This is a genomic window from Rhizobium ruizarguesonis, from assembly GCF_017357285.1.
GTDB classification, from domain to species: domain Bacteria; phylum Pseudomonadota; class Alphaproteobacteria; order Rhizobiales; family Rhizobiaceae; genus Rhizobium; species Rhizobium ruizarguesonis.
The window spans coordinates 591018-610426 of record NZ_CP071680.1; the positions used below are offsets into that span (position 1 = coordinate 591018).

Below are 19409 nucleotides of genomic sequence, written 5' to 3' on the forward strand. Positions count from 1 at the left end.
CTTTCCACAGCCATTTTGTAAACCTGTGTCCGCATGCCTGAGGGCATGCCCGATCCCCATGAGGGCAGAATGCGAGAACTTCATCCTGCTATGACAGGCCTGCGGCCGGCCGCTCCGAGCCTCGTGCATTATCCCGGCATTCCTACCCTGCCGGAGGGAACCGAGCGCTACAGGGCAAAGGGCGGTGGATCGGTCGTTATGCGCGTCGAGCCGGGCGACCGGGTCAGTGTCATCGACAGCGAGGGCGGGCAGGTCTGTGAGATCTCGTTCCTCGATGAGAAAGGCCGCTTCCTGGCCGCCGGTCTCGGAACGGCATTCAGCAATTCAGCCGAGGGTTTGAAGGCCATTCTTCAAGCGGAGGATGAGAGTGCTGCCCGCACGCGTGCAGCGCTTCAGCGTCGCGGCGCCGATCTGGCAGTGGCCGGTGCGCTCTGTATCTTCGGGGCGGGTTCGACCCCGGGCAGCCGGGCGGATTTCACGATTTCCATGAAGGGCCTGCTGATCGTCGCAGCACCCGCCATCGCCATGTCGCCGGAGGCACAGGATACGGCGACGCCGATCGAGATCAGGATCAAGCGCAGCCTGCTGATCCGCGATTACGCTTCCGCCTTGCCGGAACCGGCCGCCGATCCGGTCGAGGATATCCGCATCCGGGCGGCGACCGCGGCCGCCTATTTCGTGCGTGCCGGCGAATTCATCCAGATCATCGACGTCTATGGACGCCAGTGCACCGATTTCCAGGCTTTTGCCGCCCGCAAGGTCGACAAGGGTCTCGACCTCGCGCTTGATTCCACCGTCACCCGCACGCTGCTCGGCCGCAGCTATCCGATGCCGGGTCTCCCCTCCAAGGCCTTCGACCGCGACTTCGAACCGCTGGTCGAAATCGTCCAGGATACGGTCGGGCGTCACGACGCTTTCGCGACTGCCTGCAATTCGCGCTATTACGACGACATGGGTTATCCCGGCCACGTCAACTGTACGGATAATTTCAACGCTGCGCTGGCGCCCTACGGCATTGCCGGCCGCAAGGGCTGGGAAGCGCTGAACTATTTCTACAACACCAATATCGACCACAACAACCAGCTCTATCTCGACGAGCCCTGGTCGCGCCCTGGTGATTACGTGCTGATGCGGGCGCTGACCGACCTCGTCTGCGTCTCCTCGTCCTGCCCTGACGATATCGACGCTGCGAACGGCTGGGATCCGACGGATATCCACGTCCGCACCTTTTCCGGAAAAGAGAAATTCTCACGAGCGGTAGCCTATCGCATGACCCCAGATGCTGACGCCGAACTGACACGCGAAACCGCCTTCCATCCCCGCCTCTCCGCGTTGACGCGGGACTACACCGAATATCGCGGCTACTGGCTGCCGAACCGCTTTTCCAGCGAAGGGCCGGTCGAGGAATACTGGGCCTGCCGCGAGCGCGCTGCCGTCATCGACCTCTCGCCCTTGCGGAAATTCGAGGTGACGGGGCCGGATGCCGAGGAACTGCTGCAATATTGCCTGACGCGCGACGTGCGCAAGCTGTCGACCGGCCAGGTCGTCTATTCGGCCATGTGCTACGAAAACGGCGGCATGATCGATGATGGCACGCTGTTCCGGCTCGGCGACAAGAACTTCCGCTGGATCGGCGGCGATGATTTCAGCGGCATATGGCTGCGCCAGCAGGCGGAGAAGAAGGGCTTCAAGGCCTGGGTCCGCTCTTCGACCGACCAGATGCACAATATCGCCCTGCAAGGTCCGAAGAGCCGCGATATCCTGAAGGAGATCATCTGGACGGCGCCGCGCCAGCCGACGATCGGCGAGCTCGAATGGTTCCGCTTCACCGTCGGCCGCATCGGCGGCTTCGAGGGTGTTCCAATCGTCGTCTCGCGCACGGGCTACACAGGCGAGCTCGGCTACGAGATCTTCTGTCATCCGAAGGATGCGCTGACGGTGTTTGACGCCGTCTGGGAGGCAGGCCAGCCGCACGGATTGAAGCCGATGGGGCTGGAGGCGCTCGACATGGTCCGCATCGAGGCGGGCCTGATCTTTGCCCATCACGAGTTCACCGACCAGACGGACCCGTTCGAGGCCGGGATCGGCTTCACGGTGCCGCTGAAATCCAAGCAGGACGATTTCATCGGCCGCGAGGCGCTGATCCGGCGCAAGGAGCATCCGCGCCATCTGCTCGTCGGCCTCGATATCAAGGCGAACGAAGCGGTCGGTCATGGCGATTGCATCCATATCGGCCAGGCCCAGGTGGGCGTTATCACCAGCGCCACGCGTTCGCCGATCCTCGGCAAGACGATCGCGCTCGCCCGCATCGACGTCATGCATGCAAGCCCCGGCATCGAGGTCGAGATCGGCAAGCTCGACGGCCACCAGAAGCGCCTGCCGGCGACGATCGTCCCGCTTTCGCATTACGACCCGCAGAAGACGCGGCCGCGCTCGTAATGCCTGCTTTTGTGGTCGAGGCCGGCGATTGGGTGTCCCGGCATGCAAGGCGACCGAGATGCAACCTGATGATGAGTGAGCGGCCCTGAAAAACTAAAAGTTGACAAATTCGGGTTGAGTGTCTATATCTCGATAGTCGATATTGCTTGTTTGACTTTTGTTATCGCACGCTGGCAACGTGCCCTGGACGAACTTCCCTCTTCAAAATCGAGATCATCATCCGTCGTGCTTCCGCACGTGCGGTCGTCAATTGCTATGAAAGGGTTTGTTATGACCACTGGCACAGTTAAATGGTTCAATTCCACCAAGGGTTTCGGCTTTATTCAGCCTGATGACGGCGGCGCTGACGCCTTCGTCCACATCTCTGCCGTCGAACGCGCCGGAATGCGCGAAATCGTCGAAGGCCAGAAGATCGGCTACGAGCTTGAGCGCGATAACAAGTCGGGCAAAATGTCCGCTTGCAATCTCCAAGCTGCCTAAACTGAAATCTGCTTTCCTTTGACCGCGGATGTACCGGCACTGTCGAAAGTATGATACTATTAAGGTCAGGCACGTTGCCTGGCCTTTTTTGCTGAGTCGGCCAGCGGGCTGCTGCATAATTTCCTAAACGCGGAATCGCTTTAAGGAATTATGCAGTAATTCAAAGCGTTACAGCGTCCTTTGCGCGTCTGAAAGACGCGCGGCGCTGTGATAAAATCCAGGATTGATATGACAGAGTCACACAGCAAATCACGCAAGCAGGCGGAGATTGCCTTCGGAAACGCGCAATCGCAGTTCCTGGCGCGAAGCCGCGCGGTCGAAGAGATCGATTCGACCGTACGTGCCCGCGAGGAAAAAACCTTGCGGTTACGCGAAGCGCGTGAGGCCAAGGAATTGCAGGATCGCTTGACAGGGGTTACTGCTCCTGCCGCGAAGCGAAAAAAGAAAATCTGACCCCTACTGCATAATTCCTTAAATCGGATTCGATTTCAGGATAAAACCATGCAGCAGTTCAAAGTATTACAGCGCCCTTTGCGCGTCCGATGACGTGCGGCGCCATAGAACAGGATGATTTTAGGCCGGATCGGCCTAATCTCTGAGTCCTGTTCTAAATTAAAGAGTTGGAGCATGATGTCGTCCGAAAACTGCGCACAGTTTTCGGCATCATGCTCTAGAGTCGAAGTCAAACAGTCAGGAAACAGATTTGAAAAACGCCAGAAACAACGAGCTTTCCGATCGCCGCAGCGCCGCTGCCGAAGCCAAGGCGGCTCTCCTCAATGCGTATCGTAACGCCAAGGATTCAGCCGAACCCACAAGGCTGGCAAAGCAGGCGGAGCGTCAAGCCATTGCCGCGGCCAGGGAAGAACGTCGCGCTCAGCGAGAACGGGTCAAGCTCGAGGAACTGGAGCGGGCTCAGGCTGCAGAAGCCGAACGCCAGGCTGCCGCCGAGGCCGCAGCACGCGCCGATGCCGACGCGCGCGAAGCGGCTGACAAAGACCGGATCGCTCGCGTGATTGCCGATGAAGCCGCCCGAAAGGCCGAACGCGACCTGCGTTACGCCAATCGCAAAGCCAGAAAGTCCTGATCGTCAGCGCTGCCTGTTGTCGCAACAGGCAGCGCGTTGTCGTTCACGCGGCCTGCACGGCTGCATTCAGCGGAATTTCGACGTCGATCTCGAGCGTCGAGACGTACTCGTTGCGATCGATCGTCACCTGCACCTTGTCGTGGTCGAGCTGCACGTGCTTTGCGATCACCGCAAGGATTTCCTCGCGCAGCAGGGAGACCAGGTCCGACCCCGCCGAGGAACGTTCATGGGCGAGAAGGACCTGCAGCCGTTCGCGGGCGGCCGGTGCGGTTCTGTGCTTGTTGAAAAGACGGAAAATATTCATGCCGCCCTCCGTCCGAAGATCTTGCCGAAAATATTCCTCTTTTCCTCTGGGATCGCGATCGGCACCGTCTCGCCCGCAAGCCGGCGAGCGGCATCGAAATAGGCCATAGCAGCCGCGCTGCGGCTGTCTGCCAGAGTGACCGGCGCACCGATGTTGGATGCCCGCAGAACATCCATGCTTTCGGGTATGATACCGAGGAGCGGGATGGAAAGGATTTCCAGGACGTCGTCGACCTTGAGCATGTCGCCGCGTTCGGCGCGGTTGGCGTCGTAGCGGGTGAGCAGCAGGTGCTTTTCCATCCGTTCGCCACGTTCGGCCTTGGCGGTCTTGGCATCCAGCAGGCCGATGATGCGATCTGAATCGCGCACCGACGAGACCTCGGGATTGGTGACGACCACGGCAACATCGGCGTGGCGCATGGCGAGCGTTGCCCCACGCTCGATCCCGGCGGGGCTGTCGCAGATGATCCAGTCGAAATAACGCTTCAGGTCGTTGATGACGCGCTCGACGCCCTCGGCCGTCAGGTTGTCCTTGTCGCGCGTCTGCGAAGCCGGCAGCAGGAACAGCGTCTCCAGCCGCTTGTCGCGGATCAGCGCCTGGGTAAGCTTGGCGTCGCCCTGGATGACATTGATCAGGTCGTAGACGACCCTGCGTTCGGCGCCCATCACGAGGTCGAGATTGCGTAAGCCCACGTCGAAATCGACGACGACGACTTTTTCATTGCGTTGCGCCAGCGCCGCTCCCAACGCGGCGGTCGAGGTCGTCTTGCCAACCCCGCCCTTGCCTGACGTGACGACGATCACTTTCCCCATCATTGTCTCTCCTTTGCCGTGGCCCCAGTAATTCAAGGTGTTAAAGCGTCCTTTGCGGCTCTCGATGAGGCGCGCGGCGCTGTCGTCAGATCAGTTTCTCTGCCATGATCGCGTCGTCTTCGAGCCAGAGCTGAACAGCCTGTCCGCGAAGATTGGGCGCCATGTCTTCCGCCATTTTGTAGATGCCGTCGATTGCAACCAGTTCGGCCTCGAGCTTGCGGCAAAAGATCCGCGCCGATGCGTTTCCGATGGACCCCGCCATGGCTCGGCCACGCAAGGCGCCATAGATATGGACGGACCCGCCGGCGATGACCTCGGCACCCGAGGCGACCGAACCGATGACGGTGACGTCGCCTTCCGGAAAGATTACCGATTGCCCCGAGCGCACCGGCTCCCGGATGACGATCGATTGCATTGGCGGGCGGGTCTCCGCCACTGCCGGTTTGCCGGGCGGATCGGCAGGCTCCTTTGCCTGAACCTCGATATCGGAAACCGACCGACCGCCTTTGAGGGCGGGCGGCATGCCGGAGCCGAGGATCGAAGGCCGAGCGCCCTCGATGCCCATGATGCTGACATTGCGCTTGGCAAGTTCGGCAATCAGGTCCTTCAACTGCGAGCGGTCGATTTGCAGGTCCGTCAGGTCGAGCACGACAGGCCGTCCGAGGAAGAAGCCGGCCGAACGCGCAGCCAGATCGTCCAGCCTGATCAACCAATCATCGATCGGAAGATCTGGAGACAGCATGACCGCGAGGAAAGAGCGGCCCTTGATGCGGATAGAGCGAGCGTCTGTTAGCACTTTGGTCATCTATGTGAAGAAATCGTTGACCATGTCTACCGCTGCTATGGTTAACAAAAAGTTAACGCGGCCCTAATATTACCCACAATCACAGGAGATTCTTCAGACACAGGATTGCCGCAAGCCATTGGAAAGGCCGTGCAATTTCCGGAAGAACGGAACGGTTAATAATGCGGCTTCGAACGTGAGCCGCAAATCTGCCGCTGCTTGGGCAGCGCTCAGCCTTCCGCCTTGCGTTGCGCGTTGGAAATGGCGCGTGCGGCCTCTTCAGACGAGTTGGCGAGCGTGCGCATCTCGGCGGCAAGCACCGCAAAGCCCGATCCGGCCGTGCCGGCGCGGGCGGCCTCGATGCCGGCATTGACGGCCAGCAGCTTCAGGTAGCGCAGCGATTGCAGGATTTCATTGGTCTTCGAGGCGGTGATGCGCATATCGGCGGTCTGGTCATCGATTCGCTGATAGAGCGATTCGATGTTGATGATGCTGCCTTCGAGATAGAGAAGCTCACCCTTCTCGTCCCAGATGCCGCCGCCCGTCTCGGTCACCCAGATGAGATGACCCATGGCATGGCGGATGCGGTACTCCATCGTCCAGTCCGTGCGCTTCTCCAGCGCCCGTCCGACGATCTCGTCCATCAGAGGCACGTCTTCCTCGTACATGATCGAGGTAAAGGTCCGCGTGCGGTTGCCGATGATTTCGTCGACGGGATAACCGAAGATGCGCTCGATGCCATTGGTCATCTCAAGCATCGTATAGTTTTCATCGGCACGGCAGCGATAGAGAAAACCACTCATGCGCCCGAGAATGCTCGTTTGAAAATCCATGAAGGCCACATCCGAAGAGAAGAGTTGCAGATGGATTTATGTCGTCTCATTTAAAAAGGCGCACGTCACAATGCCGGAAGAGAGCATGAATACCCTCCTCCGGCAATGCAGGTCCGCCTCATCAGTTGCGCAGATATTCCTCCATGGAATCGTCGAGCGCCTCGACCCAGGGCGTGTGGTGCGTCGGCGACATGTTGCCGGTCATCAGCGATCGATAGGCATGATCGCGGAAGCCCATGATGTTGTGGGCCTTGTGATGCTCCCACTCCATGAAGGTCTGGTTGGTCCCCTCGATGTCAAAGCTCGGATAATCGGTTTCGGCAAGCAGTTCCTTCACATAGTCGCCCTGATACCAGATCATCTGCTCGGCATCTTCGAGCGTCTCCTCGCGGGCGCGCCACATGTCAAAATTGGCCTTCAGCTCCTCTTCAGGCGGCAGGGTGATGCGGCCCATCATCACGTCGCGCGCCCACCAGGCCTGCACATCGAACATGTTGAAGGTGTAGAACTGGTCCTGCATGCCGATATAGAAAAGCTGCGGGTTCTTGTCGAAGATCACCCCCTTGTAGAGGCTGTCAGCCCAGAGGCGGTTGGCCGTCTTCAGCCGGAGATCGTCGGGCAGGAAGGGGAAATGGTGCTGGTATCCGGTGCAGAGGATCACGGCATCGACCTCCTTGGTCGAGCCGTCGAGGAAATGCGCCGTGCGGTTTTCGAGCTTGGTCAGCAGCGGCCGCTCCTCGAAATTCTCCGGCCATTTGAAGCCCATCGGCTTCGAGCGGTAGCTCGTGGTTACCGATTTCGCGCCGTATTTCCAGCATTGTGAGCCGATGTCCTCGGCCGAATAGCTGCGGCCGACGAGCAGGATGTCCTTGCCCTTGAACTCAAGCGCGTCGCGGAAGTCGTGGGCATGCAGCACGCGGCCGTTGAAGGTCTTCACACCCTCGAAATAGGGCACATTCGGCGTCGAGAAGTGACCTGATGCCACGACGACATAGTCGAACTCCTCGTCATACATCCGGTCCTCGACGCGGTTATGCGCCGTTACCGTGAATTTCTTCGTCTGATCGTCGAAACGGACCATGCGCACCGGCGTGCTGAAGCGCACCCAGTGGCGGACATTCGCCTTCTCGACGCGGCCCTTGATGTAATCCCAGAGCACGGCGCGCGGCGGATAGGAAGCGATCGGTTTGCCGAAATGCTCCTCGAAGGAATAATCGGCGAATTCGAGGCATTCCTTCGGGCCGTTCGACCAGAGGTAACGATACATGCTGCCGTGGACCGGCTCGCCATATTCGTCGAGCCCGGTGCGCCAGGTATAGTTCCAGAGCCCACCCCAGTCCGACTGCTTTTCGAAGCAGACGATCTCCGGGATCTCGGCGCCCTTCTGGGCGGCCGATTGAAAGGCGCGCAGCTGCGCCAGTCCGGAAGGACCGGCACCGATGACGGCTACTCTAGTCATGAAGCATTCCCCTCTTGATTATATCGCATTGCCTGACGCATCGCTGCGCCTCAGTCCGGATAGATGCCGGGGCTGGTCGGCGCCCCGTCGTCATATTTGGAAAACCAGTCGATCGTCGTCTCACGGAAGCGGGTGAGGCCCTTGTAGTCGATGAGCTCAGGCGGCAGCGTCTTCAGCACGCGCGGGAAGCGTCGCGCCCATTTCGGCACGGTGGCGAGCTCTTCCATGTTCATCAGGTAGCAGCGGATGACGAAAAGGATGGCGTTGGAGCGCGGCAGGCGCCAGAGGCTCTGCAATTCGACGCGCAGATGCACCTTCTCGCCAACATTCTCCGGCGTCACCGTGGTGCGGTCAGGACCCCATTTGTGATAATTCTCCGGGCTGGTGTCGAGCCGCGGATTGATCGTCATCGTCCAGTTGAAGCGCCGTGTCGGCTTGCCCTGCTGCAGGTTCAACAGGAATTTCAGCGCCCGGTCGAAGACGCCGATCTGGTGGGCGAGCGGCACCGGTCCGTGCCATTCCATGAAGTTCATGCCGATATCGAAATCGAGCGACCAGTCGGCCTGCGTCGTCACCATGCCGGCATCCATCCAGAGATTGCCGTCGCGTTGGTCGACGATGCAGAAGTCGCCCTGGGCCTGGCGGGTGATATATTCGAAGGGCTCATAGGGCAGCGTCGAGGCATCGCCAAAGGTGAAGCTGTCGTCGATGCCGAGCGGGCGGTTGATCCAGCGCCACTGGTCGCCGTTGCGGATCAGGGTGAAATGGTCTGGGTAACCCGCCGCCTGCTCTTCCATCAAAAGTTCGAGCGTGTCCCATTGGGCGCTCATCATGTGCGGCAGCGCCTGGTAGCGCAGCGGATCTTCCTTCAGGACCAGCGCCCGGTCGTGCATCTCGGCGACGTAATGCTCGTCGACGTCAATCAGGCTTTCGTAGACGGTTCCCGCCCGGCCGTGCACATGCGGCTCCATATTGACCGAATACATGTATTCGTCGCGGTCGAAGGGAAACGGGAAACGCCGGATGTTTTCGGGGCTGTTCCGATAGCTGAAATCGTTCCGGAAGGTTTCCTGCTTGAAGACGATTGCCATGTCCGGTCTCCTTGTTCCGCTTCCGATGCCGCTAGAGATCAAGATGCAGCGTGTTTCCCTCGAAGCGGGAAACGCAGATCATCACCTTGCGGCCGGATGCTTTTTCTTCGTTCGTCAGATAGACGTCATGGTGCAGCAGCTTGCCGTCGCAGGTGACGACCCCGGTCTCGCATTGACCGCAGGCGCCGCCGCGACAGAGGAAGGGCGCGTCGACGCCCGCCGCCTCGATCGCCTCCAGCATGCTTTCGTGATGACCGACCTTCACGGTCTTGCCGGACCGCAGGAGTTCGATCGCGAAGGGCTTGCCGGGCAGCGACGACAGGAACCGTTCCGAATGCAGGTTCTGCTCCGGCCAGCCGGCGTCCAGCCCCGTTTTCAGCACGCCGTCGATCATCCCGGATGGGCCGCAGACATAGAGATGCGTGCCGAGCGGCTGGCTGTCGAGCAGGCGCGGCAGGGGGATGGCGCCACCTTCGGCGTCGCAATAGATCTTGATGCGATGTCTGCCATAGCGCTCGACGAGTTGCTGCCAATAGGCGCCGCGGTCGCGCGTGCGGATGGCGTAATGCAGCTCGAAATTGGCGCCCTCGCGGGAAAATTGCTCCATCATCGCGATGAAGGGGGTAATGCCGATGCCGCCGGCGATCAGAAGGTGCTTGCGCCCGCGCCAGTCCGGCTGGAACAGGTTGACGGGATAGCTGACCTTGAGCTCGTCGCCTTCGCTGAGCTTCTCATGCATGAAGGTGGAGCCGCCGCGCGAATCCTCGACGTGCAGCACGCTGATTTCATAGGCTGCGCAATCATGCGGCGGCGACATCAGCGAATAAGCATTGCGGCGCATATGGCCGCCATCGTTCATCAAAACGATGACGTGGGCGCCGCCGGAAAAATAAGGCATCGGCTTGCCGTCAAGGCGCTCGAAACGGAAGCGCTTGACGCGCTCGGCGATCGGCGTGATCCGCGTCACGCGGACAGGAATTTCAGTACCACCGCTCAAAGGAACAACTCCTCCGGATCAGGCGCGCTACCCGGTTCTTCCGCATCGATATTGACGCCCTGGAAGGCGGCGAGCCGGCGCGAATAATGGTCGCGCACCAGAAGCGGCAGCCCGCAATGGCTACAGGTGAAAGGGCTGGTGGTGACGTCGTCGGTGATGCCCTTGCAATGGACGCATTGCACACGCCGGGCCAGCGAGCCGCGATGCTCGGTGATGACGGAGGCATGGTCCATGCCGTAATCGAGCGCCACCAGCATTGCCTGGCCGATGAAACCTTCCGTGCCCGACAGATAAAGCCGCGTGCCCATGTGGGCGGTGGCGAGCGAACCCTTCAATCGGAAGAGCAGCGTGGCAATCGTCGGCGCCGTGAAGAACATGTCGGCGCCGAGGCGGGCGAGCGCCTCGTCCAGGCCGGTACCCTGCGAGCCGCGGGCGACATAGAGGATCTCGCTGCGGGAAAGAGCCGTTTCGTCCAGCCCCGGCTGCTGATCGAGCAGAGCCTTGGCGCCCTCCCCTTCGAGCGCGAAAATGTGCCGCCGGGCGCGCGGCTGGATGGTCAGGCCCGTGTAGACTGGTCGGCTCTTGATGCCTGCAACGAGCATTTGCGTGCTCCTTAACCTACGGCAATCCTCTTCTTCTTCTCCGGATCGTCGAAAGGAAGCGTGTGGGCGGTGGCGCCTGCCTTCACGGTCTTGCCGCGGACCTCGAGTTTCGTCCCATGCACCGCCTTGTCAACGTCCAGACGGGCAATCGCCATGGATTTCTTCGTCAGCGATGAATAGCTCGGGCAGGTAATGACGCCGACCTTTTTGCCGTCGGCAAAGACTTCGTCGCCAAGATCGGCCGGTCCGTCGGCATCGATCAGCATGCCGAAGATCTTGAAGCGTTCCTTGCCTTTGAGGCGGGCATGTTCCTCGGCGCCGCGGAAGCCCGTCTTGCCGGGGCTGACGGTGAAGTCCAGGCCGAGTTCCCAGAGGCTGTCGCCGGGCGGCTGATCGGCGAAGGGATACATCTGCGAATTGTCGTAGGGGTAGAAGAGCAGGTAGCTTTCGACCCGCAGCATGTCGAGAACCGAGAAGCAGCAGGGGATGATGCCCATCTCCTTGCCTTCCTCGACGATCCGGTCCCAGACCATGACGGCGTCCTGGCCGCGCACGAAGATCTCGTAGCCGCGCTCGCCGGTATAGCCGGTGCGCGAGATCATCACCGGTGCGCCGAACAGTGTCGTCTGCATATGATGGAAATATTTGAGGTCGCGGATGCCGGGGACATATTTGGCGAGATAATCGACCGCGATCGGCCCCTGCAGCGACAGGTCATGCAGGTCGTCGTCGAAGAGCACCGCGCAATTGCGGCCTGCCGCCTGCTTGACGAGTTCCTCGTGGCCGGAGCCGGAGCCATGCACCAGCATCCAGGAATTCGGGCCGGTGCGATAGACGATGCAGTCGTCGGTAAAGTGGCCGCGCTCGTTCAGCATGGTCGCGTAGACCGACCGGCCGGGGTAAATCTTCGTCAGGTCGCGGGTGGTGATGGAGTCAAGCACGGCGATGGCGTGCGGGCCGACCAGGTGCACCTTCTTCAGGCCCGAGACATCCATGATGCCGGCCTTGGTGCGGACGGCGACATGTTCTTCCGACATGTCCTTGTCGTAGGTCCAGGCGGTGCCCATGCCGCTCCAGTCCTCGAGCTTCGATCCCAGAGCGCGATGCCGATCCGCCAAGACGGAGAAACGCCATGATAAAGCCATTGTCCGTTCCCTTTTGTTTCCTCTACGGAATATTTATTTCCTGACTATATAAGTCTTTCGCGCCGTGGCAACCCCGCCCGGCATGCATTTCCCAAACTTTTGACGGCGCTTGCTGCAACCTTAACCATCTGAACAACGGATGCGGCTACGTTTTTGCCGTCCCCCAAGCCGTCTCTAACCCATGCGTTCGGAGGCGTAGCTGCCGGGGCTTGCCGGGAAGACCACGGTGCGATTGCCGTTGATGAAAGTACGGTGATGGATATGGGCGTGGATGGCACGGGCCAGCACCTGGCTTTCGACGTCGCGGCCGATCGAGACATAGTCGTCGGGCGACTGCGCATGGGTGATGCGCGCCGTGTCCTGCTCGATGATCGGGCCTTCGTCGAGATCGGCGGTGACGTAATGCGCGGTTGCCCCGATCAGCTTAACGCCGCGGCCGTAGGCCTGTTTGTAAGGGTTTGCGCCCTTGAAGCTCGGCAGGAAGGAATGGTGGATATTGATGATCTTCCCGGACATTTTCTGGCACATCTCGTCCGAGAGGATCTGCATGTAACGCGCGAGCACGATCAGTTCGGTGCCGGTCTGCTCGGCCACTTCCATGATGCGGGCCTCGGCCTGCACCTTGTTGGCCTTGGTGACCGGAATATGGTGGAAGGGGATGTCGTGATTGACCACGACCTTCTGGTAGTCGAAATGGTTGGAGACGACGCCGACGATGTCGATCGGCAGCGCGCCGATCTTCCAGCGATAAAGCAGGTCGTTGAGGCAATGGCCGAAGCGCGACACCATCAGCAGCACCTTCATGCGCTTCTCGCTGTCGTGAAAATCGTAATCCATTTCGAAAGGAGCGGCGACGGCTGCAAAACCGGTGTCGATATCGGCGCCCGAAAGACCCTCTTCCGAAATGAAGCTGACGCGCATGAAGAACTTGCCGGTATCGAGATCGTCGAACTGCGAGCTGTCGATGATGTTGCAGCCCTTGTCGGCCAGATAGCTCGAAATCGCCGCCACGATGCCGCGCGTCGACTTGCAGGATACGGTGAGTACGAAGTTCTTCATGCTGTCACTTTCTTCGCCATATCAAGTGCAGGGGACCCGATCACGCCGGAGCCTGTTCGCCCCGGCGCGTCAGTGATTGGAGGCGTCCAGCCACTCAGATGTCGAGCGTACTGTCGCGTTCCCACTGGGTGAAATGCGAGCAGTAGGCATTCCATTCCTGGTGCTTGAGCTTGAGATAGGCGGCGGAAAACTCAGCCCCGATCGCTTGCTTCAATCCCTCGTCGGCATCATAGGCACGCAGCGCGTCGAGCAGGTTGAGCGGCAGACGCGGCGCGTCCTTCACCAGATGCCCCTCGGCATACATGTCGATATCGTAATGCCGGCCGGGATCGGCCTGGCTGCGGATGCCGTCAAGGCCGGCCGCGATGATGATCGCCTGCAGCAGATACGGGTTGACCGCACCGTCCGGCAGGCGCAGCTCGAAACGTCCCGGTCCCGGCACGCGCACCATGTGGGTGCGGTTGTTGCCCGTCCAGGTGACCGTGTTCGGCGACCAGGTCGCGCCCGATGTGGTGCGCGGCGCGTTGATGCGCTTGTAGGAATTGACCGTCGGATTGGTGATCGCGGCCAACGCGGAGGCGTGTTTCATGATGCCGCCGAGGAAGGTCTTACCCTGAGCGGAGAGCCCAAAGGCCATTTCCTTGTCCGCGAAGGCGTTGACCTTGCCATCGATGTCCCAGACCGAGATATGGGCATGGCAGCCGTTTCCGGTCAGGCCTTTGAATGGCTTTGGCATGAAGGTGGCGCGAAGGCCGTGCTTTTCGGCGACCGACTTGACCATGAACTTGAAGAAGGAGTGCTTGTCGGCTGTCTGAAGCGCGTCGTCATATTCCCAGTTCATCTCGAACTGGCCGTTCGCGTCCTCGTGGTCGTTCTGATAGGGCTTCCAGCCGAGCTCGAGCATGTAGTCGCAGATCTCGGCGATGACATCATAGCGACGCATCACGGCCTGCTGATCGTAGCAGGGCTTTTCGGCTGTATCGAACTGGTCCGAAATCACCGAGCCGTCCGAGGAGATGAGAAAGAACTCGGGCTCTACGCCGGTTTTGACCCGGAGCCCTTCTTTCGCAGCTTCAGCGACCAGTCTTTTCAGCAGCACACGCGGTGCCTGTTCGACAGGCCGATCGTCCATGACGCAGTCGGCAGCAACCCATGCGACGTCTTTCTTCCAGGGTAGCTGGATGACGGAGGAAGCATCGGGAACCGCAAACAGGTCGGGATGGGCAGGCGTCAGATCGAGCCAGGTTGCAAAGCCCGCAAAGCCGGCGCCATCTTTCTGCATATCGGCGATGGCTTCTGCGGGGACCAGCTTGGCGCGTTGGCCGCCGAACAGGTCGGTATAGCTGATCATGAAATATTTGATGCCTTTGTCTCTGGCAAAAGCAGCAAGGTCCAGTGTCATTCTCGTTCCCCTTTGGATTTCTTGGAGACACTTTGGTTATGGATGCGAGACGGCCGGGACGTTTGCCCGGCCGGTAGAAATCAGTAGCCTCCCTTGCCGGGATACCAGTTCGTGCCGGCGAGCGGGATCTGGGCCATGGCGGCGGCCTCCATCGTCAGCGCGCAAAGATCTTCCGGTTCCAGGTTATGCAGGTGGTTCTTGCCGCAGGCGCGCGCGATGGTCTGGGCTTCCAGCGTCATAACCTTCAGATAGTTGGCAAGACGGCGGCCAGCGGCGATCGGATCAAGCCGCTTCATCAGCTCCGGGTCCTGCGTCGTGATGCCAGCCGGGTCCTTGCCTTCGTGCCAGTCGTCATAGGCACCGGCCGTCGTGCCGAGCTTTTGGTATTCTTCTTCCCAGTGCGGATCGTTGTCGCCGATCGCAACAAGCGCCGCCGTGCCGATGGCAACGGCATCGGCGCCCAGCGCCAGTGCCTTGGCCACGTCGGCGCCCGAACGGATGCCGCCCGAGATGATCAGTTGCACCTTGCGATGCATGCCGAGATCCTGCAGCGCCTGGACAGCGGGGCGGATGCAGGCAAGCGTCGGCATGCCGACATTCTCGATGAAGACATCCTGTGTCGCGGCGGTTCCGCCCTGCATGCCGTCTAGCACCACCACGTCGGCACCGGCCTTCACGGCAAGCGCTGTATCGTAATAGGGACGCGCGCCGCCGACCTTCACATAGATCGGCTTTTCCCAGTCGGTGATCTCGCGCAGTTCCAGGATCTTGATTTCGAGGTCGTCCGGGCCGGTCCAATCCGGATGGCGGCAGGCCGAGCGCTGGTCGATGCCCTTCGGCAGATTGCGCATGTTGGCGACGCGATCGGAGATCTTCTGGCCGAGCAGCATGCCGCCGCCGCCGGGCTTTGCGCCCTGACCGACAACCACCTCGATCGCATCGGCGCGACGCAGGTCCTTGGGATTCATGCCGTATCGCGACGGCAGATACTGGTAGACCAGCGTCTGTGAATGGCCGCGCTCTTCATCGGTCATCCCGCCGTCGCCTGTTGTGGTGGAGGTTCCGGCAATCGTCGCGCCGCGTCCGAGCGCTTCCTTGGCATTGCCGGAGAGCGCGCCGAAGCTCATGCCGGCAATGGTGATCGGCGTCTTCAGGTGAATGGGTTTTTTGGCGAAGCGCGCGCCGAGGACGACTGACGTGTCGCACTTCTCGCGGTAACCTTCGAGCGGATAGCGCGAGATCGATGCGCCGAGAAACAGCAGGTCATCGAAATGCGGAACCTTCCGTTTGGTGCCGGCGCCACGGATGTCGTAAATGCCGGTCGCCGCAGCACGGCGGATTTCCGCCAGCGTGTAATCGTCGAAGGTCGCGGACTTGCGCGGCGGGGTATAGGGGTTGTGATAGCTCATGATGGTCCCTCGCCTTAATATGCGTCAGCGTTGTCGATATTGAAATTGTAAAGCTTGCGGGCGGAGCCGTAACGCTTGAATTCCTCGGGCCGCACTTCGGTCACCCCCGCCCTTTCGAGAAGTTCGGCCAGCTTCGTCAGATGCTCGGGACGCAGCTCCTTTTCGATGCAATCGGCACCCAGGCTCTTGACCGAACCGCGCACGAAGAGCTTCGCCTCGTAGAGCGAATCCCCAAGCGCGTCGCCGGCATCGCCGAGCACCACAAGGTGGCCGGACTGGCCCATGAAGGCGGACATGTGGCCGATATTGCCATGAACGACGATGTCGATGCCCTTCATCGAGATGCCGCAGCGTGACGCCGCATTGCCCTTGATGACAAGGAGGCCACCGCGGCCGGTTGCGCCGGCATACTGGCTGGCATCGCCCTCGATGACGACTGTTCCAGACATCATGTTTTCCGCAACACCCGGACCTGCCGAACCATGAACGGTGACGGTCCCGCCGTCGTTCATCCCGGCGCAATAATAGCCGACGGACCCCTTCACGTCGACCGTGACGGGTGCATCGATGCCGACGGCAACCGAATGGCTGCCACGCGGATTGACGACTTCGAAGGAAAGATCGTTCGAAGCGTTCTGGATGTTGTGCAGGGCGCTGTTGAGTTCACGCAACGGCGTAGTGGCAAGATCAATGACAGGCATGTTTCGATAACCCTTGGAGAATGCGCATGAGGTGCCGGTCAAGCGACCTTCTGGTGATCCCAGAAATAGACGGTTGCAGGCTCCGGCTCCCAGACCCGGGCATTCTCGATGCCGGGCAGATTGACGAGCGCCCTGTATTCCGAACCGAATGCGACATACTGGTCCGTTTCGGCCATGACAGCGGGCTTGCAGGCAATCGCGTCGCGCACGACGCCGAAGCCGGACTTCGTGCCGACGACGAAGGTGAAGAAGCCGTCGAGGTCATCCACCGCGCCTTCCAGCGCCTGGCCGAGATTCTTGCCCTTGGCCATCTCTGCCGTCAGATAGGCGGCGGCGACCTCGGTGTCGTTTTCCGTTTCGAAGGTCATGCCTTCGCGCTTCAGCTCGCGGCGCAGATTGTTGTGGTTGGACAGCGAGCCATTATGCACCAGGCATTGGTCGGAGCCGGTGGAAAAAGGATGGGCGCCGAGCGTCGTGACGGCCGATTCCGTCGCCATGCGGGTATGGCCGATGCCGTGGGTGCCGGCCATTGAATTGACCGCGAAGCGGGAGACAACATCCTTCGGCAGGCCGGTTTCCTTATAGATCTCGATGGCGTCGCCGCTGCTCATGATGCGAACGTTCGGACGCAGTTCCGCAACGGCTGCCTTGCCCGCGTCGAGCAGGTCCCTCGCAAGCGTGATGACGGCATGCGTGCTCTTCACCTGGATGGCGACCCGTGCGCCAACCGCCTGGCCGAGTTCGGCCTCGAGGCCGGCGAAATCCTTCTTCGGATTGGCCGACTGGATGGTGATCTTGGCATTGCTGCCGCTGGCGTCGCCATAGATCGCGATCCCGGCGCTGTCCGGCCCCCGATCCGTCATCGTCACCAGCATGGAGGACAGCAGCGCGCCGAGCTCCGGTTCGAGACTTTTATCCTTGAGGAAGAGACCCACAATTCCGCACATGACCAGACCTCCGTTCGTGTTGAGAAAGAACTAGCAGGTCTGTTTTGGGATTTCAACTCGGAAGAAAGATTTTTTCTTTTAAGGCAAGTCAGCCTTTCGAGCTGCGCTGAGGATAGGTGATGATCGAAAGGTACTTGCTCGGGAGTTTCACCAGTTGTTCCGGCCCATGCGGCGCATCGGCATCGAAGAACAGGCTGTCGCCCGGCTGCATCTGGAAAAGCTGGTCGCCGTGACGGTAGACCACCTCGCCTTCGAGCATGTAGAGGAATTCCATGCCCTCGTGCTGGAAGGTCGGGAAGATGTCGGAATCGGCCGTCAGCGTGATGAGATAGGGCTCGACGATGACGCCGCTGGTATTGTTGTCGATATGGCCGAGCAGATTATATTGATGGCCGGCGCGCGTGCCGCGCCGTTCGAGCTCGATGCCCTGCCCCGCCTTGACAAAGACGGCATTGCGCGGTTCCTCGAAGCGGCGGAAAAACGCGGTCAGCGGCACGCCGAGCGCCCGTGATAGGGATTGCAGCGTCGTCAGCGACGGCGAGATGTTGCCGTTTTCGATCTTCGACAGCATGCCGAGTGAAATGCCGGTCGCGGCCGCCAGATCGGTGACCGTGATGCCGAGTTTCTTGCGGTAGGCGCGCACCTCGTGGCCGATCGCCATTTCGAGGTTGTTTTCCTTCGGCTCGCGGACGGCGTGCGGATCCTGGGAAAGGGCCGCGCGTCCACTATGGGCCTGTTCCGGTTGCTCTGCCGCTTCACGCTTTAATTTCATGGGTTTTCCACTGCCGCCTTGTCTTTTGTCTGAAGGCAACCCTATCGTCATAGTGAAAATTTCTCAACCGTGAAGAAAACTATTCCCGCCGCGCCGCGCGCGGAGCGATGCCGTAGACCGCGCGGAACATCCGGGAAAAATGGCTCAGACTGGAAAAACCGGTGGCCACCGCGATTTCCGAGACGGAAAGCGGGCTCTGTTTCAGCAGGCGATGGGCATGCTGCAGCCTGATCCTGCGGTACTGATCGAGGAAGGTGGTATTGAGCTGGGCAGCAAAGAGCCGGTCGAGATGGCGGGTGGTGACGCCGGCGATGCGCGCCATGGCGGCACGCTCGAGCGGCATCTCGATCGTCTCCTCCATTCGTTCGAGAACGCTGAGCAGGCCTGGATGATGGACGCCATAGCGCTCCGCCAGCGAGGCGCGCTGCGGGGCTGCGGGTTCGTTGACCTCTGTATGAAGATACCAGTCGCTGACGCGGCGGGCGAAATCCGGCCCCATGCGCTCGGCGATCAGCACGTGCATCATGTCGAGCGGTGCGATGCCGCCGCCGCAGGTAATCCTGTTGCCGTCGATCATGAAGCGCGCCTGACGCGGCGTGAGGTCCGGGAAGGCTTCGAGAAGCGCTGAGGCATGCTCCCAGTGGATGGTGAAGTCGCGGCCGCCAAGCAGTCCGGCGGCGGCCATCAGATACGGACCGCCCGAGATGCCGCCGATCCTCACACCTTCGCGCGACAGCTGCCTCAAACAGGAAAGGACGCCGGGATACCGCCAGTCCCGGGGCAAGCCGCCGGCGCAGACGAAGGCCGTTCCGAGCCCCGCGCCCCTGACGGGCAGAGGTTCGGCCGGGACGCTGACGCCCGAGGAGGAAAGCGCCGGTGCGCCATCCGGCGAGAAGATCTGCAGCCGATAGATCTCACGTCCCGCCAAGAGATTTGCCGCCCTGAGCGGTTCGGTCGCCGAGGCATAGGACATCAGCGCAAATCCCGGGATAAGGATGAAACCGATCGTCTGGGCATTTCTGCTATCAAGGGAGGACATGTCTCCTTCTTAGCCATTTATGTCCCTAACGTGCAAGTCTGTCCGCTTCT

Annotated in this window: 20 protein-coding genes; 4 read left to right on the forward strand and 16 right to left on the reverse strand. The window is 60.7% G+C overall.

Annotated features, from left to right (window positions below; all coding sequences use genetic code 11):
• Positions 1–69: 69 nt before the first annotated feature.
• From J3P73_RS30850 to J3P73_RS30865, 4 genes are all read left to right on the forward strand, one after another.
• Positions 70–2439 carry a trimethylamine N-oxide demethylase gene (locus J3P73_RS30850; RefSeq protein WP_207580058.1) on the forward strand — a complete coding sequence of 790 codons (2370 nt, stop codon included), beginning with the start codon at positions 70–72 and terminating at the stop codon, positions 2437–2439.
• Positions 2440–2709: 270 nt separating this feature from the next.
• On the forward strand, positions 2710–2919 hold the full coding sequence (locus J3P73_RS30855) for a cold-shock protein (RefSeq protein ID WP_003548109.1): 210 nt from the start codon (positions 2710–2712) through the stop codon (positions 2917–2919).
• A gap of 228 nt (positions 2920–3147) precedes the next feature.
• On the forward strand, positions 3148–3372 hold the full coding sequence (locus tag J3P73_RS30860) for a hypothetical protein (protein ID WP_018071674.1): 225 nt from the start codon (positions 3148–3150) through the stop codon (positions 3370–3372).
• A gap of 250 nt (positions 3373–3622) precedes the next feature.
• Positions 3623–4003, forward strand: a complete 381-nt coding sequence (locus J3P73_RS30865) for a DUF6481 family protein (RefSeq protein ID WP_018071673.1) — start codon at positions 3623–3625, stop codon at positions 4001–4003.
• A 43-nt stretch (positions 4004–4046) separates the two neighbouring features.
• On the opposite strand, the gene minE is transcribed toward J3P73_RS30865, so the two are convergent.
• The 16 genes from minE to J3P73_RS30945 form a co-directional block, all read right to left on the reverse strand.
• Positions 4047–4307, reverse strand: coding sequence for a cell division topological specificity factor MinE (gene minE / locus J3P73_RS30870; protein ID WP_018071672.1), 261 nt, complete (start codon positions 4305–4307; stop codon positions 4047–4049).
• Positions 4304–5119 (reverse strand): septum site-determining protein MinD, encoded by an 816-nt coding sequence (gene minD / locus J3P73_RS30875; RefSeq protein ID WP_018448670.1) that lies wholly within the window; start codon positions 5117–5119, stop codon positions 4304–4306. The genes minE and minD overlap by 4 nt, the downstream gene beginning before the upstream one ends.
• An 85-nt stretch (positions 5120–5204) precedes the next feature.
• The gene (gene minC / locus J3P73_RS30880) at positions 5205–5924 is read right to left on the reverse strand and encodes a septum site-determining protein MinC (RefSeq protein ID WP_018071671.1); all 720 of its coding nucleotides are present in this window, start codon (positions 5922–5924) and stop codon (positions 5205–5207) included.
• A gap of 209 nt (positions 5925–6133) precedes the next feature.
• Entirely contained in the window at positions 6134–6736 is a 603-nt protein-coding gene (locus J3P73_RS30885) for a methyl-accepting chemotaxis protein (RefSeq protein WP_017968473.1), read from the reverse strand.
• A gap of 121 nt (positions 6737–6857) precedes the next feature.
• Positions 6858–8195, reverse strand: coding sequence for an NAD(P)-binding domain-containing protein (locus J3P73_RS30890; protein WP_018071670.1), 1338 nt, complete (start codon positions 8193–8195; stop codon positions 6858–6860).
• Between the two features lie 50 nt (positions 8196–8245).
• A complete protein-coding gene (locus J3P73_RS30895; protein ID WP_018496065.1) occupies positions 8246–9286 on the reverse strand; it encodes a heme-dependent oxidative N-demethylase family protein in 1041 nt (346 codons plus the stop codon).
• Positions 9287–9317: 31 nt separating this feature from the next.
• Positions 9318–10283 carry a PDR/VanB family oxidoreductase gene (locus J3P73_RS30900; RefSeq protein WP_024321769.1) on the reverse strand — a complete coding sequence of 322 codons (966 nt, stop codon included), beginning with the start codon at positions 10281–10283 and terminating at the stop codon, positions 9318–9320.
• Positions 10280–10885 (reverse strand): dimethylamine monooxygenase subunit DmmA family protein, encoded by a 606-nt coding sequence (locus J3P73_RS30905; RefSeq protein WP_075224575.1) that lies wholly within the window; start codon positions 10883–10885, stop codon positions 10280–10282. Before J3P73_RS30905 ends, J3P73_RS30900 begins: the two co-directional genes overlap by 4 nt.
• Positions 10886–10896: 11 nt before the next feature.
• Positions 10897–12030: an aminomethyl transferase family protein gene (locus J3P73_RS30910; protein WP_018071666.1), complete on the reverse strand. Its 1134-nt coding sequence runs from the start codon at positions 12028–12030 to the stop codon at positions 10897–10899.
• A 174-nt stretch (positions 12031–12204) separates the two neighbouring features.
• On the reverse strand, positions 12205–13089 hold the full coding sequence (purU, locus tag J3P73_RS30915; protein ID WP_003548134.1) for a formyltetrahydrofolate deformylase: 885 nt from the start codon (positions 13087–13089) through the stop codon (positions 12205–12207).
• Between the two features lie 94 nt (positions 13090–13183).
• Positions 13184–14491, reverse strand: a complete 1308-nt coding sequence (glnT, locus tag J3P73_RS30920) for a type III glutamate--ammonia ligase (RefSeq protein WP_018071665.1) — start codon at positions 14489–14491, stop codon at positions 13184–13186.
• A gap of 80 nt (positions 14492–14571) precedes the next feature.
• Entirely contained in the window at positions 14572–15900 is a 1329-nt protein-coding gene (locus tag J3P73_RS30925; protein WP_003548137.1) for an FMN-binding glutamate synthase family protein, read from the reverse strand.
• 14 nt (positions 15901–15914) lie between these two features.
• Positions 15915–16601 carry a GltB/FmdC/FwdC-like GXGXG domain-containing protein gene (locus J3P73_RS30930; protein ID WP_185828650.1) on the reverse strand — a complete coding sequence of 229 codons (687 nt, stop codon included), beginning with the start codon at positions 16599–16601 and terminating at the stop codon, positions 15915–15917.
• Between the two features lie 38 nt (positions 16602–16639).
• Positions 16640–17548, reverse strand: coding sequence for a class II glutamine amidotransferase (locus tag J3P73_RS30935; protein WP_075224577.1), 909 nt, complete (start codon positions 17546–17548; stop codon positions 16640–16642).
• 88 nt (positions 17549–17636) lie between these two features.
• Positions 17637–18320, reverse strand: a complete 684-nt coding sequence (locus J3P73_RS30940; protein WP_185828651.1) for a helix-turn-helix domain-containing protein — start codon at positions 18318–18320, stop codon at positions 17637–17639.
• A gap of 79 nt (positions 18321–18399) precedes the next feature.
• A complete protein-coding gene (locus J3P73_RS30945) occupies positions 18400–19359 on the reverse strand; it encodes a GlxA family transcriptional regulator (protein WP_075224579.1) in 960 nt (319 codons plus the stop codon).
• Positions 19360–19409 lie beyond the last annotated feature (50 nt).

Excerpts from the sequence above, each read along its gene's own strand:
- J3P73_RS30850 (WP_207580058.1), top strand. The coding sequence starts at position 70 with ATGCGAGAACTTCATCCTGCTATGACAGGCCTGCGGCCGGCCGCTCCG.
- J3P73_RS30855 (WP_003548109.1), top strand. The coding sequence starts at position 2,710 with ATGACCACTGGCACAGTTAAATGGTTCAATTCCACCAAGGGTTTCGGC.
- J3P73_RS30860 (WP_018071674.1), top strand. The coding sequence starts at position 3,148 with ATGACAGAGTCACACAGCAAATCACGCAAGCAGGCGGAGATTGCCTTC.
- minE (WP_018071672.1), bottom strand. The coding sequence starts at position 4,307 with ATGAATATTTTCCGTCTTTTCAACAAGCACAGAACCGCACCGGCCGCC.
- minD (WP_018448670.1), bottom strand. The coding sequence starts at position 5,119 with ATGGGGAAAGTGATCGTCGTCACGTCAGGCAAGGGCGGGGTTGGCAAG.
- minC (WP_018071671.1), bottom strand. The coding sequence starts at position 5,924 with ATGACCAAAGTGCTAACAGACGCTCGCTCTATCCGCATCAAGGGCCGC.
- J3P73_RS30885 (WP_017968473.1), bottom strand. The coding sequence starts at position 6,736 with ATGGATTTTCAAACGAGCATTCTCGGGCGCATGAGTGGTTTTCTCTAT.
- J3P73_RS30890 (WP_018071670.1), bottom strand. The coding sequence starts at position 8,195 with ATGACTAGAGTAGCCGTCATCGGTGCCGGTCCTTCCGGACTGGCGCAG.
- J3P73_RS30895 (WP_018496065.1), bottom strand. The coding sequence starts at position 9,286 with ATGGCAATCGTCTTCAAGCAGGAAACCTTCCGGAACGATTTCAGCTAT.
- J3P73_RS30905 (WP_075224575.1), bottom strand. The coding sequence starts at position 10,885 with ATGCTCGTTGCAGGCATCAAGAGCCGACCAGTCTACACGGGCCTGACC.
- J3P73_RS30910 (WP_018071666.1), bottom strand. The coding sequence starts at position 12,030 with ATGGCTTTATCATGGCGTTTCTCCGTCTTGGCGGATCGGCATCGCGCT.
- purU (WP_003548134.1), bottom strand. The coding sequence starts at position 13,089 with ATGAAGAACTTCGTACTCACCGTATCCTGCAAGTCGACGCGCGGCATC.
- glnT (WP_018071665.1), bottom strand. The coding sequence starts at position 14,491 with ATGACACTGGACCTTGCTGCTTTTGCCAGAGACAAAGGCATCAAATAT.
- J3P73_RS30925 (WP_003548137.1), bottom strand. The coding sequence starts at position 15,900 with ATGAGCTATCACAACCCCTATACCCCGCCGCGCAAGTCCGCGACCTTC.
- J3P73_RS30930 (WP_185828650.1), bottom strand. The coding sequence starts at position 16,601 with ATGCCTGTCATTGATCTTGCCACTACGCCGTTGCGTGAACTCAACAGC.
- J3P73_RS30935 (WP_075224577.1), bottom strand. The coding sequence starts at position 17,548 with ATGTGCGGAATTGTGGGTCTCTTCCTCAAGGATAAAAGTCTCGAACCG.
- J3P73_RS30940 (WP_185828651.1), bottom strand. The coding sequence starts at position 18,320 with ATGAAATTAAAGCGTGAAGCGGCAGAGCAACCGGAACAGGCCCATAGT.
- J3P73_RS30945 (WP_075224579.1), bottom strand. The coding sequence starts at position 19,359 with ATGTCCTCCCTTGATAGCAGAAATGCCCAGACGATCGGTTTCATCCTT.